We start from the raw sequence: 15,134 nt of genomic DNA on the forward strand, positions 1-15,134 counted from the left end.
CCATACTGTACAGATTTCGAAACTCGGCTTAGGATATGTTCATGTCAACAAGTACAGTCTCATTCTCTTTTAACATGAACCCTGTAGTGTACAGTGGTCCAGGAACCATCGCAAAACTCCTGACGGTAATCAGCAGTATTTTCCCCGGATCTGTGCCCTGCCGCCGTATTCTCATCGTCAGAGGTGGTGATTCATTGCGTAAAAGCCGGCACTGGAGAAAAGTTATAGATATCCTGACTGATGCCCATATTGAGATTGTCGAGCAGGAAATAACCTGTGAACCCTCGGTCGAGTTGATTGATGGCGCTGTTGAAGACTACCGGGATACCGGAATTGATCTTGTGCTGGCTATAGGTGGGGGTAGTGTGCTTGATGCCGGGAAAGCCCTTGCGGCCATGCTTTGTTCAGAAGGTTCAGTTATAGACTATCTGGAAGGAGTCGGCAGCAAGAAACCATCAGGACAGAGACTGCCCTTGATTGCGGTTCCTACTACTGCCGGGACTGGCAGTGAGGCCACTATGAATGCGGTAATCAGCCAGGTCGGTCATAATGGTTTCAAGAAATCTCTGCGGCACCAAAGGTATATTCCCGATGTAGCAATACTTGATGCCGAGCTCAGTCTTTCCTGTCCACTGCCCATAACTGCAGCCTGCGGCCTGGATGCTTTTACCCAGCTGTTTGAGGCATATACATCGATAAAGGCAAGCGCAATTAATGACGCTCTGGCAAGATCCGGTCTTGAACATGCGGCTGCTTCCTTACCGATCTGCGCAGGAGGGGAACCCGACAACATAGAAGCACGGCAGTCAATGCTGTACGCATCTTACCTTTCGGGCGTCTGTCTTGCTAACAGCGGACTTGGAGTAGTTCATGGGCTGGCTGGCGTAATCGGCGGATTCTGCGATATTCCTCACGGGCTTGTGTGCGGCAGGCTGCTGTATCCCTGTCTGGAAAAAAATATTCAGCTCATGCAGAAAAATCCTGATAACTATGAGATCGCCCTGAAAAAATACGCTGAAGTAGGCTGTATTCTTGAAAAAGCGGCTGAGGGGACTGTATACGCTTGTTGCCGCGAGCATAGCAGAGAAGGGGATAATAATATCCAGCAGAATCTTGATTTCCTGCTGGAATACATACAGCACTGGAAAAATGATTTTGCACTGCCTCGACTCTCGGAATACGGGCTTGTTTCTTCTGATTACCAGCGCATTGCCGATGCAGCATCAGTAAAAAACAATCCTGTAAATCTTGAGTATGATGATTTTATAGAAATTCTTATTAATCAGGATACATAGCTCAGGTCTGCATTTGAAATTGTTTTAATTCCGCTTTCTGTTTCGAGCAGCGCTGCACCGTTTCTGTCAATTCCGGCAAAAACACCTTTTTCCCTCGTTTTATCCGGGAAAACGGCTTCAGCGCTGCAGCCTCGACAGAACAGCATTGAGTTAATTCTGCTGATAATGCTGTCTGAATCTTCGGTCTCCCCTTTGAAGAAGGAAAGCAGAATATCCTGAAGAAGAGTTCCCGCGGAGACAGACACACCAGCATCTGCCAGGCATGTCGCGGGTCGTCTTAATTCTTCCTGCAGATTGTCAGTGTTTGCAATATCCGGAACAGAAGAAATATTTATTCCAATGCCGCAGAGCAGCCATTGACTGCCTACCATTTCACACAGGATTCCGCCTAATTTTCGCCCTTTCAGCATAAGATCATTCGGCCATTTGATCTCTATGTTGAGACCCGGCTGAACTTTCAGGTTGGTCAGGTATCTATTTAATACCCGAGAGCAGATATGAGCAGAATAAAGGGATGCAGCCGGTTTTTCCGGGATTTTTGCGGAATCCAGAATTATGGTTGCCAGCATTGCATCACCTGGTTTTGTATGCCATGTACGTCCCGGTCCTCTCCCTCTTCCTCTGCTTTGATAATCGCAGAGCAGGGCTGTGCCGTGAGGAGTACCTTTTTTAACCATAGACCTGGCAATATCCATAGTCGAGCTTAACTCGGAATAGTGAAAAACCGGTGCATTCCAGGGATTTTTTACAATCATTGCAAAAAGTATACACGTATATTTTGATTAAATCGAGTTTAGCTAGTACAATCTAAATGTGAATGAATCGAACAGCCCTGATATACTTATAACTCGACAACAGCTGCAGATCGATAGTCTGAAAACCGAACTTGACAGTGTCCGCATGCAGAAGATTGAACTTGAGCATCAGCTTGAACGTACGACGCACCGCCGGCATGAGCTCGAGCGTATACTGTCCCTGCATGAAAAAACCGGTTTGCCTACTCATTACCGACTTAAAACCGAGATGAAGGCAGCTCTGGACATGTATAATTCTTCAAGAGATGAGCATAAGCTCGCCATTTTTATTCTACAGCTCGATAAAACAATCGAAACCCTGCAGCGCACTGCACAGCCTAGTGTCTCTGAATGGATACTTTATGAGCTTGGAAGTCGCTTTCTTCAGCTTCTGGAAGACGAAGACCAGGTTTTTCATACCCGTGATTCAGAATTCGTATTTATGCTGCGTATTGAGGATCATCAGCATTTTCAGAAAAAGCTTAACATGGTCTACAACCAACTACGCGAGCCCTTTTTCTTTTCCAACATCAAGGTCAACCTCGATGGAACTACCGGTATCTCATTCTACCCTGATCACGGAGTCAACCGTTCAACCCTGTTGCGTCATGCCGACGTAGCACTTGGCGCGGCATTTGAACAGCGTATTTCATCTCTGGTGTTTCATGAGCAGTTGCTTGAACAGGTTATTGCCAAAGCTGATCTTCAGCACAGTATTATTCGCGCAATTGAGGCACATGCACTCGAGAACATCGGTAAACAGTTTTCACTGGTATATCAACCCAAATACTATGTCAGCGAGATTAATGAGCGGCATGCCGTTGTCTCGTCCATTGAAGCTGAAGTTCTTATGCGCTGGCATCACCCCGAGAAAGGAGAAGTTCCTCCAGATCGATTTATACCGCTGGCTGAAGAAACAGGATTGATTGAGCCAATGGGAAAATGGGTGCTCTATGAAGTAGAAAGACAGAAAGGCGAGTGGGGGACTCATGCTGCGGCATCAATTCCACTTGCTGTGAATATCTCTGCCAGACAGCTTTCCAATAATGATATTTATGAAGTAATCGAGAATATGATAATAAACCGGGGTTTGAAGGGCTCTGATATAATCTGTGAGATTACCGAGACCAGTATATTTGACAACCCTAACACAGCCAGGAATCTTATGGAGCGCTTATGTGAAATCGGCGTCAGGATTTCCCTGGATGATTTCGGTACAGGTTTTTCATCGCTGAGTTATCTGAGTCGCTTTCCTCTGCATGAAATCAAGATTGACCGTTCATTCATTTCGCGCCTGGCGGATCATGAAAAAGATCATGCCATAATAAGCAGCGTATGTGATCTTGCAAAAAGAATGGGCTGGGTTATTGTAGCTGAAGGGGTGGAAACCGAGTATGAATTCCGTCAGTTGTTTAAAATCGGAATTAGATGTTTTCAGGGTTATTTTCTGGGCAGACCGTTTGCACCCTCAATATTTGCAGAAACAGTCGAACGACTTAACCAGAATGAAATGCTGCTGAGCTTCTGAGTCAACACCCAGGCTCAGCAGTCCGGGGAATCCCGGAGATCATTCCATCCTGTGGGTAAACAGTCTCAGCTATGAGCCTGCGCGATGGCTTTTTTCAATTCAGCCATCTCTATAGCCGTCATGGCAGCATCCCAGCCCTTGTTTCCGGCTTTTGTTCCGGCACGTTCCAGGGCCTGTTCAATGTCGTTGGTGGTTATAACACCAAAGATTACCGGAACACCGGTCTCCATACTTGCCTGAGCAATACCCTTGGCAGCTTCATTGGCAACAAAATCAAAATGAGGTGTGGAACCCCGGATTACAGCTCCAAGGCAGATTACCGCATCATAGCGCTTGCTGGCGGCAAGATCGCGGGCAATAAGGGGAATCTCGAATGCCCCTGGCACCCTTACTACAGTTTGATCGCTGTCAACAGCACCATGACGGATCAAACAGTCAAGTGCGCCACTGACAAGCTGTTCTGTTATAAGACTGTTGAATCTTCCAGCTACAATTGCTGTTTTCAGACCCTGTGCCGTAAGTTTTCCGGCTATTTCTATCGTTTGCATAATGCCTCCTGTGCATTGTGTTCTGCGGATTTTTCAAGTCCTGCAGAGATTTCCAGATATTGAGTAATTTCTTCTATGCTGAGAAATGGCATGCCATGTTCATCGGCTATTTCCTGAAGTTCAGGGCCACGTGCCATACTACCGTCGGGGTTCAGCACCTCGCAGATAATTCCTGAGGGGTATGCACCGGTCAGTTCTGCCAGACATACTGCCGCTTCGGTGTGTCCTCTGCGGGCTGAAAGCCCTCCCGGATGTGCAATGAGCGGAAACATATGACCAGGCCGTCCGAAATCTTCCGGTTTTGTATCCGGGCTGCACATGGCCTGAATAGTAGCTGCTCTGTCCGCACAGCTGATCCCGGTGGTGGTTCCGTGGAGGTAATCAATGCTGACGGTGAAGTTTGTCTCATGAACTGCGTTATTCTTCTGTACCATCAGTGGAAGGTCCAGTTCTTCAGCACGTTCTGCTGTTATCGCCTGGCAGACAAGTCCGCGTCCCTCTGTAATCATAAAGTTTACCGTATCCGCACCTGTTTCCGAGGCAAGAGAGATAAAGTCGCCCTCGTTTTCCCGGTCAAAGTCATCTGTAACCAGAATGATTCCTCCGCTACGCAGAACTGCGAGCGCCTGTTCGATCCTCTGTATTAGCGCTTCATTATGTTTCCGGTCTGTATTTGTATTACTATTCATTTTTTTATCCTTTTAGGTGAAAGCCGAGTTCCTGCAGCCTTGATTCGCTTATTGCAGTTCCTTTTTCATGAGCAGTACCAAAGCCAAGCAGCCGGTCAACCGCCCGGATAAGCATATCCGTCTCGATATTCACAGCATCCCCAGGGCGCTTGTTTTTCAGGCTGCTGTGCTGCATGGTATGCGGTATTATATTAATACTCAGTCCGTCTTCCTGAAGTTCTGCAATAGTCAGGCTGATGCCGTCCACGGCTATTGAGCCTTCGGGAATGCAGTGGCGAAGCAGGTTTTTATCCATAGCCAGGCGGAGGTATACATTCCTTCCGCGCATTTCGAGATCCTGTATCCGGGCTGTACCGTTTACGTGACCCTGTACAAAGTGACCTCCCATTGGAGTTGAGGGAGTCAGACTACACTCAAGGTTAACCTTATCTCCGCTTCTCAAGTTGCCAAGGGTGGTCTTTTTCAGAGTCTCTGCCAATGTATCAAACTCGAAGCCGTCGCTGTGTAGAATCGTGACGGTCTGACAGACACCGTTTACGGCCACCGAGGCACCAGGTTCCAGTTCAGGAAGAATACTGCTGCAGCTGAGTCTCATTCGGGCAGATTCACCTTCAAAACTCACTGAACGGATTTCACCAAGTTCCTGTACTAAGCCTGTGAACATGCTGCCTCCATAAGTGCCTCACATTTTTCTCCGCCTGATGAAGCAGTATTGATGAGTATTTTCCGTAGATGCGCAGCGGACTCGGGATTCAATGATGAAACCGACATTGTAGTACCGTAAGCCTGGTAGTGTTGGTCCGTCATTCTGAGTGCGCTGGCAATGGTTCTGGCTGCTGGAATACCGCTGCTTGGCCGTCTGCCACTTCCCAGGAGAATTGGTTCTGTGAAAACAGTCAATCTGTCATAAAGCCCTGCGGAAAGGAAAGCACTGTGAATCAAGGCACCGCCCTCTACGAGTATGCTGTGAATACCGTCTGCATACAAATCATCCATTATCTTTTCGAGAGACAGTCCTGTACTGGAATCTGTTTCAATACGTCGTACGGTGACGACGTTTTTCTCGAGGTTCCGACAGCGGGTTTCGTCGGCATCTGTGCTGCAGTAAACTCTGGTCGGTATGCGATGAGCATCCTTGACCAGTCGACTGTCGATCCTCAGATCTGCATTGCTGTCAAGAATTACACGGAGCGGTTGTTTAACATTTTCGTTGTCTGTATGTAGTTCATGTAATCCGGCACTTGCCCTGCTTGCTGCTCCGCCAAGGCGGATTGTAAGCTGAGGATTATCAGCCTCGGCCGTTCCGCTGCCTATAAGTACTGCATCACAAGATTTGCGGATACGATGAACCTCTTCACGAGCTTCACGGGAACTGATCCATTTTGAATCACCGCTTTCAGTGGATATGAAACCATCCAGGGTCTGCGCCCACTTCAGATGGAGATACGGACGCTGAAGCCGCATGGAGAGGATATAGGCTTCATTCTGATTGAGTGCTTCCTCCGCCAATACCCCGACAATTGTCTCGATACCAGCATCACGGAGAGCAGTAATACCATTTCCGCTGACAAGCGGGTTTGGATCTGCAATAGCAATTACTACCCGTGAGAATCCCTGTTCGATTATACTGCGTGTGCATGGTGGATTATGCTTGTGCGGTGAACAGAAAGAGCAGGGTTCAAGGCTACAGTACAGAACTGCTCCCTCTAAACTGTGACCATTAGCGAGTGTATTCTCGATAGCATTCGCTTCGGCATGAGGGCCGCCGTACTCTGCATGGTATCCACTGCCGATAATTTCGCCGTCTCGGACAATTACTGCCCCCACCAGCGGGTTGGGTGATACATGCCCCCGGCCGTTTTCAGCCAGCCGAAGAGCCTGCTCCATAAACATGGTGTCCATAACTGGACCTCCTGGGTCGTGCTGTTCCCAGGGCGCTACAATCAAAGCCTCAAAAAAACCCTGATAATCCACCAAGGGCATGGCAGATATCAGGGCTAGGGCTAGGATGGATATGCACGACGCGTGCGATTTTCTTTCATCCGGACTATACCGTCGGCACTGGAGTTCCACCAGTTCAGTCCCCTGGAGAAGGGAGTCGCGGGCTATAACCGCCGGTCAGGAATTGCCTCGTAACACGAAGCTCACCCTGCCCTGAAAATCATGTAAATAATACTGCTTTCTGCAATATGTGTCAAGCGTTATCGATAAAAAATTAACTAAAGACGACGCTGCTCTTCAGTCAATATATGCTCATCTTCGTCCTCTGGATCAATCTGATCCCGTGGAAGCAGAAGGTTTACAATAATTCCCACGAGGGTAGCCAGAGCAACACCTGAGAGATCAAAAGTAACGCCTTCGAGGAATGGCAGAGGGAAAAGCAGCTTGCCGCCGCCGATACCAATTACCAGAATAATTGATGTCAGTACCAGATTGCGCTTGTGAGCATAATCCACACCGCTTTCTACAACCGTCCGGATACCGGCAGATGCAATTATTCCGAAGAGCATCGCGCTGATGCCACCCATGACTGGACTTGGAATTGTCTGTATGAGCGCTCCGAACTTGCTGAAAAAGCTGAGAAAAACAGCAATACCAGCAGCTCCGGCGATAACAGGAACAGAATAAACTCGGGTAATAGCCATAACTCCAATGTTCTCACCATAGGTGGTGTTCGGAGGACCGCCGAATAGTGATGCAAAAGAGGTTGCAATACCATCACCGATCAGGGTTCTGTGGACACCTGGATTCTTGTAGAAGTCACGGCCTGCAACAGTTCCCATTACAAGGGTATCCCCAAGGTGCTCTGCAATTGTTGCCAGAGAAACCAGCAGGAAGGTGATGGTCGGAATAAGTGCAAACTTTGGAGCGGTAAAAGTCGGCAGGCCGAACCAGGCGGCTTCTCCGACTGAGCTGAGATCAATCAAGGCCAGTTCAGGAAGAAACAGACCGAATATCAGTGCGAAAACGTATCCACCGACAATTGCAATCAATACAGGAACGACTGTGAAAAAGCCTTTCAGAAAGATACTGCAGAGGACACCGATTCCAAGTGTGACGGCTGCAACCAGGAAGTAGTGCCACTGATAACCGTTAGCAGGATCAGCAAAGGGGTACATGGACATGTTCATAGCAACAGGTGCCAGACTGAGGCCGATTACCATGATAATGGAACCAATAACAACCGGTGGAAGCAGTCGATCCAGCCACGTGCGGCCAAATGCCCGGATTATTCCAGCAATCAGTATGTAGAATAAACCAACGAAGAAACCTGCACCGAGTGCATACTCAATACCGAAACTGGCAGCTACTGCAACAATTGGGGGAATGAACGCAAAGCTGGAGCCAAGGTATGCCGGAACCTGTGCTTTGGTAACCAGAATGTAGAGCAGGGTACCAAAGCCTGAGGTGAACAGAGCAATTGCAGGGTCCAGACCGGTAAGCAGCGGAACCAATACGGTCGCGCCGAACATGGCAAAGACATGCTGAAAGCTCAAGGGGATCCACACCTGTAAAGGGGGCCTGTCTTCAACATCGTAACGAGCTTGATGTGACATAAATACTTCTCCTGAGGGATTTTTCCTAAATTTGCCCAAAGCACGACGGTTGTCAAGTGCCTCCAGAAGCATGTACCTTATTGTAGTATGCAAAAGAACTATTTCCGGCTTCCAGGCAACTATAGACAGCTCAGTAACCGCTTTATTCATCGTGTCAGTCATGCTTCCCGGCAGGAGCAATGGGGCCGCACATTCGTTCAGCTCGCCTGGACTGCAGGTCCGGTGACATATCTCGCATTACAGGCAGGCTATATTCTAGGTTTTGGTCACCGCCCACCGGAAAATCTTTTCTTTTATTTTGGCGGCTATACCCTGGTAACAGGTATTGTTTCGGTTGCTACCCGGTTTGTATATAATCTCACCCGGGGCCGCGATCTCCTTAAGGCTGAATCCGCATTACAGAGTTCAATGAGCAGTCTTCCAGATATGGTTGCAGCCTGCCGCAATAGCATGATCAGTTTTTATGAACCAGAATACCGCCCGGCGATAACATCCCGCTATATACTGAATAATCCTGACGCGGGACCTGAAGCGGTTGAGCATGCGGTAGAGCTCTTGACCGGCAGCAAAAAGCTCGGAAAGTCCGCCCGGAATGTAGAAATCTACAGACGGCAGGGATTAAAAATTCTCTGTCAGGAAACAGCAGAGTCTGTACTCCCGGAACTCAGGACGGCATGTGCTACAGTAGCAGAAGCCAGTCCCGAGCTGTCCCGAATTCTGTATGACAGGATGAACGGAAAGGTCGTCAGCAAACGCGACGGTCAACCGAGGACCGAAGGCTTTCTGTTCCGCGGTCAACGTGCACTGGAATACAGTGATCCATCTATTCTTACCCTGAGCGATACCATTGAGATCGCAACCCTTGTATTTGAACTTCTGGCTGGTCGGAAATTTCCGAGAATTACGCTTAAATACCATGGAGCACGTATAATCAGTGAACGTGGTGAACAACTCGAACGCAGCCGCAGGGCTGTCAGAGCAGCCGTCAATAGGCGGAACGCCAGACTCTGGGATCTCGGTGAACATCTCAGGAGTCGGCGCAGCATGAAACGCTTCGCAGCGGCGGTACATGCAATTCACAGTCCGCAGGTCTGGTTGAATGAAATTGAAGAGTCCCTGAAGGAATTGAAACCTTCGATGCGGAAAAAAAACAGTGCCAAAGATATTGCCTTCCTGCGGAAAACCATGAACAGACTTCGTGAACTTGAACGTGCCGACAGGCATCTCAGCAAAGCCGAAGAAGACATGAACAGGGCCCAGACACGATATACGGAAGCCAGAAAACAACTCGAAAAAAAACTCGGGACAGGACGCGGGCCGGTTATCCTTAGAGAGGGACAGCGGCTACGGCGGCGGGACAGGGCAGGTATTTCCCTGGTAAGCAGCGAAATTACCCTGGATCGCAAACAGCAGAGAGAGCTTGCCAGGCGTGTGGCACCGGTTCTGGAAGTTCTTGATGAAGGTAATTATGAAGCAGATGAACTGGTTCAATCCGGATATGCCCTTATGCAGATTCTGGAGGGAACCATTCCTATTTACCGATGGAGTATAGCCTCAGCCCTGGAACGCAGTAATGCGCCTGATTTGTCACAGCTCGAACAGGGGCTGACTTCTGCAACAAAAATCGGATGGGGACTGTCTCTCGTTCGTGAGCTTCGAAGCAAACAGTCAGAGATACTCCATGCACTGGCCCGGAGCCTGGTAAACTATCACCGAATCGAGCTGAACGAAGACACAATCAAGTATTTCACTGATTATTTCAGCGCAAACGAACAGTATCTGCGCTCACTCCAACCCTCTGATGAAGAGGATATCGTGAATAGCCGTTGCCTGGACTGGAAGGGCATACATGCTGCCGCGGCAGCACTCGGCGGAAGTGGATATCCACAGCTGAATTAATTACTATTGAATTGAGCTTTTTTTTTCTGGAGAAAAATATGAGTAGAAGATTATTGTTGTATATGATTCCGCCAGCATTGCTTGTTTTGAGTATTCTAGTTTATCTGTTAACTTTTAGCGGTGAGAATCAATCCATCCTGAACAATGATGTAAGAAATTATCAGGAATCAATCAGTGCAGGAACAGATTCAATCAGTGCAGCATCTATGGTTCACTATTTTCCGGATTCTACACTGACAAAAACGCAACTGCAAGGTTCGCTCGGCAGCAGTATACCATCTGCCAGTATCGCAACTGTCAATGAAGACGGCAGTCCGAATATAGCCATGCTGAGTCCGGTAGTAATTTCAGATGATTACATTATGATTATTCTTTCGGATACTCAGACACGCAGAAATCTCGAACTGCAGGGTATCGCTGTAGCCACAGCATATAGCTATACGGCAATGGCTGCTCCTGACGCTCAATATAAGGGAAGCCGATTGGTTCTCGAGCTCGTGAATGATCCACAGCTGATACAAAGACTTCGGAACAAAAGTGAAACCGATTCTCCCTATGCTGTCTTTCTCAGAATTGTCAGGATTCTTCCCCTGGGCTGAAAACTCTGCTATAATCATTTTATATGAACACCTTACCAGCAGACTACAAATCGATTCTGGATGTACAGCAGACAGAGAGAGCAATTAAACTGATCAAGGATTATTTTGAGCGCAGTCTATCTGCCGAATTGCGGCTGTTCCGCGTGACATCTCCATTGTTCGTGCCAGTCGGATCAGGCATTAATGATGACCTGAACGGGGTAGAGCGCCCGGTGAGTTTTCCGGTTGCAGCCCTGGAAAACAGCCAGGTTGAAATTGTTCAGTCACTGGCCAAATGGAAGCGGATGGCCCTGGCAGATTACGGTTATTCATGCGGAACAGGAATCTACACCGACATGAATGCAATCCGGCCGGACGATATTGTAGATGCAACACATTCGATCTACGTTGATCAATGGGACTGGGAAATGGTAATCGACCCCAGTCAGCGGAACCTGGAGAAGCTGAAGCACACCGTCAGACGAATTTACCATACTATTACACGAACCGAATTCGTCATTCATGAGCAGTATCCGGAAATCGTCCCCTGTCTTCCTCCTGAAATAACTTTTATACATGCTGAAGACGCACAGAAACGTTATCCTGAACTCAGTCCCGAACAGCGTGAACATGAGCTTGCGAAAGAATACGGTGCTATCTTCGTAATCGGAATCGGAGCTGAACTTGCAGATGGTGTACCTCATGGTTCCCGCGCACCGGACTATGATGACTGGACCACTGAATGTGCTGTCGGACGCAAGGGACTGAACGGGGACATAGTAGTCTGGGATCCAGTGCGCGAAACCGCACTCGAACTCTCCTCAATGGGCATCCGTGTAGATCAGGAGACCCTCATGCGTCAGCTTGTATTAACCGGAACCGAATCACGCAAGGATCTTTACTGGCACAGACGACTGCTGAATAATGAATTTCCTCAGACACTCGGTGGTGGAATTGGCCAGTCCAGGCTCTGTATGTTTCTTTTGCGCAAGATTCACATAGGTGAAGTCCAGGCATCGGTCTGGCCGGAAGAATTTAAGCGGAAATCGCTGGAAATTGGCCTCAAACTGATGTAGACTTTTCCTGACAGGTACTCACAGAAAGGAGCCAGCATGTATAATAACGTTGATCCCAAAGAACTGCCGGCTACAATGCTTATTGTAGACGATGACCGTCAGAATTCCGAAATTGCTGCCGCTTTTTTCTCCAGCTGGAAACTTGATATTTATCAGACTGATTCACCGGCTGATGCCTTGAGCATGATAGAGGACACAACCTTCGATATTATACTCATGGACATTATGATGCCCGCCATGGATGGCATTACCCTTACCGAGAAAATCCGTTCTCGTGCGGCCTATGTGGATGTGCCAATTATTTTTCTGACTGCAAAGACTGACAAGGAAACCCTGCGTCAAGCTTTCAACGCCAAAGGATCAGATTATATTACCAAACCCTATTGGGGTGAGGAACTTCAGTTACGGGTAGGCGCGCAGCTACGAAACCGTCATCTACAGCTTTTTCTGGGAAATCTGCATGTTGAAGTCGAGCAGCAGAAACAGCGGGCTGAGAAAGCCGAAGCTGAACTGCTTGAAGCGCGCAAGCGAATTGCCCAACTGGAAGCCTGACGGGAAGAATTACTCGGTATATCGATCGACATGCAGTAGAATCCCGTTCTGACTTTCACAAGGAATGATCTCCACTGTAGTGAAGAATGTCTGTATAACCGTATTCTCAAGCAGATTGTTGACAGCTCTCTGCAATGCCGACTTGAGATCATCTGTCTCTGAAACATGACGACTGTCAGCAAATATAATAATACTGCGATCCGCTGCGAGTATCTTCGCATTACAACGGCTGCAGAAGCCACTGAATTCCTTCAGCATCATGGACAGTCCAACTGCAATAACACAGGCATCCTGGGTATTCGCCTTCAGCCCACCTGTATTTCCGACCAGCGCACAGGAAAAGCTGCTGCTGTTCTGGATACTGTAAAAAATAACGGATCTGATCAATCGCTCTAAGTCCACACTGGATGACTCGGGGTTTTCCAGAAATATATCGTTGACAGCAGTAACAGCATGGAGCTGCTGCAGAATATCCTGTACGGAAAAATTTTCCTGTTCAATCTGCAGGTGTACCAGACTGCTCATTAGCTGTAGATTATTCTGTACACGATGATGTAGTTCCTGAAGCAGGTCACTCTGTTTTTCCAGAGCATCTGAAAGCACAGCCTGAATTCCCTGGCTTTCGACCAATCGGGATTTAAGCTCCTCAGCAAGCTGACTCTGAATCCTGAGCGCTCCGCTTATACTTTCAAGCATATGTACAATCAGATAGACCAGAACCAGAGAAATCAACAGCAGGTTTGATGCTATTATCAAAACCGACAGAGAATTATAGCCATGATCAAGCAGTGCAAAATGTATAGCCAGCGCATACAACAGCATACTGATTGTGGATAACAGAAGTATTGCGGTGACCATTCGACGCCGGCTGAAGAGGGCGGAAAGCACAATTGCAGAAATAAACCAGATATAGCCAGCACCATCCGGTCCGGTTGCCAGTAGGACAGTCAGACCAACAAGATAACTGCTAACCACCAGCAGCAGTATCTTGTGTTCAGCAGACATTTTTTTATTAAAATAAGCGACGAAAATGACGACGTATATAGCAGTATCGACAAAAGCGATCATGTACAGGCGCTGATAAACAGCGGCAATCATACTCGGTACATAGGCAATAGCGCCAGCAACGAGCAGAAACCGGAAAAGGTTCTGAACGATCCTGGTTTTTTCCTCGGAGATGCTATACATATTGCTATTGTCTACCATCATGAATCACGGGTCAAGGAAATCAATGAACAAGCGTTTTCAGAACATCTGTAAAAAATTCTGCTCAGCGATCCTGCTGCTTATCGCCTCGATAACACTGTTTATAATAACAGCAGCCCGCATACCCGTGTCCGAGCCGGAACTCGAGCATCATGAGGGGAATCTGGCCATGGTCATTGTACAGGACTGGCGGCCAGACAGCGAACTACATTTCTCCCGCGCTCCTGAATCAACGCTTCAAACAGAGCCAGTAGAAATTATAGACGGCCAGACCCTGTTCCAGACAGCCTCTATCAGCAAATGGCTTACAGCAATCGGAGCTCTGAAACTTGTCGCCGACCAACAAACTGACCAACAAACGAATCAGCAAGCCAACGGGGAAATTGATCTCGACGGCCCCGTCCTGCATCTCATTCCACCACAATTCCTGCCGCGCTCACTGGAACCGGAACACTACAGCCCGGATGACATAAGCCTCCGCATGCTCCTGAGTCACACAGCCGGACTGACTGACAATCTCGGCTACCTTGGTTTTACAGACGAAAACACACAGAGCCTTCGGGAATCACTCATCCACGCAGATGACGCCAAAGAGGGTTCCTCGGCTGTCATAGAAATTGGACGTAGACCCGGCAGCAACTGGCAGTATTCCGGCGGAGGTTATGCCCTGCTTGAACTTATAATAGAGACACTAAGCGGGGAAGACTTCGATTCCTACATGCGCCGTGAAATACTGCAGCCCCTGGGAATGCACAATGCCCGTTTCAGGTATGAGAACAACGATTCCACAGAATCCGTAGGACATGCTGAACTTGCAGAACTCGAATCCAGGCAGCCCGTCCCGCCGCTCGCGCTCCATTTTGCCCCCGATGGCAGCATACATCCGCACCGAACCTTCGCCGCAGCTTCGGCATCTTCACTCTATGCAGGAACAGATGACCTCACCGCATTTCTGGCGTCCCTGCAGCCAGGCGCCGCCCTCGATCAGCTCATTGGCTCCGAACTCCGCAGAGAAATGTTCAGAAATCAGGTAAAAATAGCCGGTCTGAACGGCTACGGCCTCGGCGTCATGCAGTACCGGCCATTCACCAGCCGTGACCCCGTAATCGGCCATGACGGTAATAACTGGCCAGGCATAAGCACAAGCGTCCGCATCCGTCCGCAGAGCGGGGCAGGAATAATCATTCTCTCATCCGGCAACCCCGATCTTGCCGCCAACATAGCATCCGCCTGGCAGCAGCAGGAAACCGGCTGGCTTGACAGCCTCGGTCTCATGAAACGCCTCAGCAGCCCCGGCTGGATCATCTCCTTCCTGGCAATTTATCTCCTCCTACTGATTCTGATGAAGGCCGCCGCCCGACGCCACGACCGCAGACAATCTGGCCCATAATCTGCCACCGGTACCGCCCGGC

Annotated in this window: 14 protein-coding genes and 1 riboswitch; of the genes, 7 read left to right on the forward strand and 7 right to left on the reverse strand. The window is 48.6% G+C overall.

Annotated features, from left to right (window positions below; translation table 11 throughout):
- Positions 1-41: 41 nt before the first annotated feature.
- Entirely contained in the window at positions 42-1,295 is a 1,254-nt protein-coding gene (locus ACYQ2L_RS06820) for an iron-containing alcohol dehydrogenase (RefSeq protein WP_460053132.1), read from the forward strand.
- On the opposite strand, the gene ACYQ2L_RS06825 is transcribed toward ACYQ2L_RS06820, so the two are convergent.
- The gene (locus tag ACYQ2L_RS06825; protein WP_460053135.1) at positions 1,283-2,050 is read right to left on the reverse strand and encodes a biotin--[acetyl-CoA-carboxylase] ligase; all 768 of its coding nucleotides are present in this window, start codon (positions 2,048-2,050) and stop codon (positions 1,283-1,285) included. The genes ACYQ2L_RS06820 and ACYQ2L_RS06825 overlap by 13 nt on opposite strands.
- A gap of 58 nt (positions 2,051-2,108) precedes the next feature.
- Here ACYQ2L_RS06825 and ACYQ2L_RS06830 point away from each other — a divergent pair, with 58 nt between their 5' ends.
- The gene (locus tag ACYQ2L_RS06830) at positions 2,109-3,617 is read left to right on the forward strand and encodes a putative bifunctional diguanylate cyclase/phosphodiesterase (protein ID WP_460053139.1); all 1,509 of its coding nucleotides are present in this window, start codon (positions 2,109-2,111) and stop codon (positions 3,615-3,617) included.
- A 65-nt stretch (positions 3,618-3,682) separates the two neighbouring features.
- On the opposite strand, the gene ribH is transcribed toward ACYQ2L_RS06830, so the two are convergent.
- From ribH to ACYQ2L_RS06855, 5 genes are all read right to left on the reverse strand, one after another.
- Complete coding sequence (ribH, locus tag ACYQ2L_RS06835; protein ID WP_460053142.1) at positions 3,683-4,165, reverse strand: 6,7-dimethyl-8-ribityllumazine synthase; 483 nt, start codon at positions 4,163-4,165, stop codon at positions 3,683-3,685.
- Positions 4,153-4,854 carry a 3,4-dihydroxy-2-butanone-4-phosphate synthase gene (ribB, locus tag ACYQ2L_RS06840; protein WP_460053144.1) on the reverse strand — a complete coding sequence of 234 codons (702 nt, stop codon included), beginning with the start codon at positions 4,852-4,854 and terminating at the stop codon, positions 4,153-4,155. The genes ribH and ribB overlap by 13 nt, the downstream gene beginning before the upstream one ends.
- Before the next feature lie 4 nt (positions 4,855-4,858).
- Positions 4,859-5,518: a riboflavin synthase gene (locus ACYQ2L_RS06845; protein WP_460053149.1), complete on the reverse strand. Its 660-nt coding sequence runs from the start codon at positions 5,516-5,518 to the stop codon at positions 4,859-4,861.
- Positions 5,503-6,756, reverse strand: coding sequence for a bifunctional diaminohydroxyphosphoribosylaminopyrimidine deaminase/5-amino-6-(5-phosphoribosylamino)uracil reductase RibD (ribD, locus tag ACYQ2L_RS06850; RefSeq protein WP_460053153.1), 1,254 nt, complete (start codon positions 6,754-6,756; stop codon positions 5,503-5,505). The genes ACYQ2L_RS06845 and ribD overlap by 16 nt, the downstream gene beginning before the upstream one ends.
- Before the next feature lie 124 nt (positions 6,757-6,880).
- Positions 6,881-7,020, reverse strand: a riboswitch (FMN riboswitch).
- A gap of 53 nt (positions 7,021-7,073) precedes the next feature.
- A complete protein-coding gene (locus ACYQ2L_RS06855) occupies positions 7,074-8,411 on the reverse strand; it encodes a uracil-xanthine permease family protein (RefSeq protein ID WP_460053157.1) in 1,338 nt (445 codons plus the stop codon).
- Positions 8,412-8,498: 87 nt separating this feature from the next.
- On the opposite strand from ACYQ2L_RS06855, the gene ACYQ2L_RS06860 reads away from it, so the two are divergent.
- The 4 genes from ACYQ2L_RS06860 to ACYQ2L_RS06875 are packed head-to-tail and all read left to right on the forward strand — an operon-like array spanning position 8,499 to position 12,516.
- On the forward strand, positions 8,499-10,310 hold the full coding sequence (locus ACYQ2L_RS06860) for a hypothetical protein (RefSeq protein WP_460053160.1): 1,812 nt from the start codon (positions 8,499-8,501) through the stop codon (positions 10,308-10,310).
- A gap of 38 nt (positions 10,311-10,348) precedes the next feature.
- Complete coding sequence (locus tag ACYQ2L_RS06865) at positions 10,349-10,909, forward strand: hypothetical protein (protein ID WP_460053164.1); 561 nt, start codon at positions 10,349-10,351, stop codon at positions 10,907-10,909.
- Between the two features lie 23 nt (positions 10,910-10,932).
- Entirely contained in the window at positions 10,933-11,964 is a 1,032-nt protein-coding gene (asnA, locus tag ACYQ2L_RS06870; protein WP_460053167.1) for an aspartate--ammonia ligase, read from the forward strand.
- Positions 11,965-12,000: 36 nt separating this feature from the next.
- Positions 12,001-12,516 carry a response regulator gene (locus tag ACYQ2L_RS06875; protein WP_460053171.1) on the forward strand — a complete coding sequence of 172 codons (516 nt, stop codon included), beginning with the start codon at positions 12,001-12,003 and terminating at the stop codon, positions 12,514-12,516.
- A 9-nt stretch (positions 12,517-12,525) separates the two neighbouring features.
- Here the strand turns inward: ACYQ2L_RS06875 and ACYQ2L_RS06880 are convergent, their stop codons facing one another.
- A complete protein-coding gene (locus ACYQ2L_RS06880; protein ID WP_460053173.1) occupies positions 12,526-13,725 on the reverse strand; it encodes a histidine kinase dimerization/phosphoacceptor domain -containing protein in 1,200 nt (399 codons plus the stop codon).
- Between the two features lie 22 nt (positions 13,726-13,747).
- Here ACYQ2L_RS06880 and ACYQ2L_RS06885 point away from each other — a divergent pair, with 22 nt between their 5' ends.
- Positions 13,748-15,112 (forward strand): serine hydrolase domain-containing protein, encoded by a 1,365-nt coding sequence (locus ACYQ2L_RS06885; RefSeq protein ID WP_460053177.1) that lies wholly within the window; start codon positions 13,748-13,750, stop codon positions 15,110-15,112.
- Positions 15,113-15,134: the final 22 nt, after the last annotated feature.

The sequence above is a fragment of the Spirochaeta dissipatitropha genome (assembly GCF_054657935.1).

Coding starts and splice junctions, on each gene's coding strand:
- ACYQ2L_RS06820 (WP_460053132.1), top strand. CDS start 42: ATGTCAACAAGTACAGTCTCATTCTCTTTTAACATGAACCCTGTAGTG.
- ACYQ2L_RS06825 (WP_460053135.1), bottom strand. CDS start 2,050: ATGATTGTAAAAAATCCCTGGAATGCACCGGTTTTTCACTATTCCGAG.
- ribH (WP_460053142.1), bottom strand. CDS start 4,165: ATGCAAACGATAGAAATAGCCGGAAAACTTACGGCACAGGGTCTGAAA.
- ribB (WP_460053144.1), bottom strand. CDS start 4,854: ATGAATAGTAATACAAATACAGACCGGAAACATAATGAAGCGCTAATA.
- ACYQ2L_RS06845 (WP_460053149.1), bottom strand. CDS start 5,518: ATGTTCACAGGCTTAGTACAGGAACTTGGTGAAATCCGTTCAGTGAGT.
- ribD (WP_460053153.1), bottom strand. CDS start 6,756: ATGGACACCATGTTTATGGAGCAGGCTCTTCGGCTGGCTGAAAACGGC.
- ACYQ2L_RS06855 (WP_460053157.1), bottom strand. CDS start 8,411: ATGTCACATCAAGCTCGTTACGATGTTGAAGACAGGCCCCCTTTACAG.
- ACYQ2L_RS06860 (WP_460053160.1), top strand. CDS start 8,499: ATGCAAAAGAACTATTTCCGGCTTCCAGGCAACTATAGACAGCTCAGT.
- ACYQ2L_RS06865 (WP_460053164.1), top strand. CDS start 10,349: ATGAGTAGAAGATTATTGTTGTATATGATTCCGCCAGCATTGCTTGTT.
- asnA (WP_460053167.1), top strand. CDS start 10,933: ATGAACACCTTACCAGCAGACTACAAATCGATTCTGGATGTACAGCAG.
- ACYQ2L_RS06875 (WP_460053171.1), top strand. CDS start 12,001: ATGTATAATAACGTTGATCCCAAAGAACTGCCGGCTACAATGCTTATT.
- ACYQ2L_RS06880 (WP_460053173.1), bottom strand. CDS start 13,725: ATGATGGTAGACAATAGCAATATGTATAGCATCTCCGAGGAAAAAACC.
- ACYQ2L_RS06885 (WP_460053177.1), top strand. CDS start 13,748: ATGAACAAGCGTTTTCAGAACATCTGTAAAAAATTCTGCTCAGCGATC.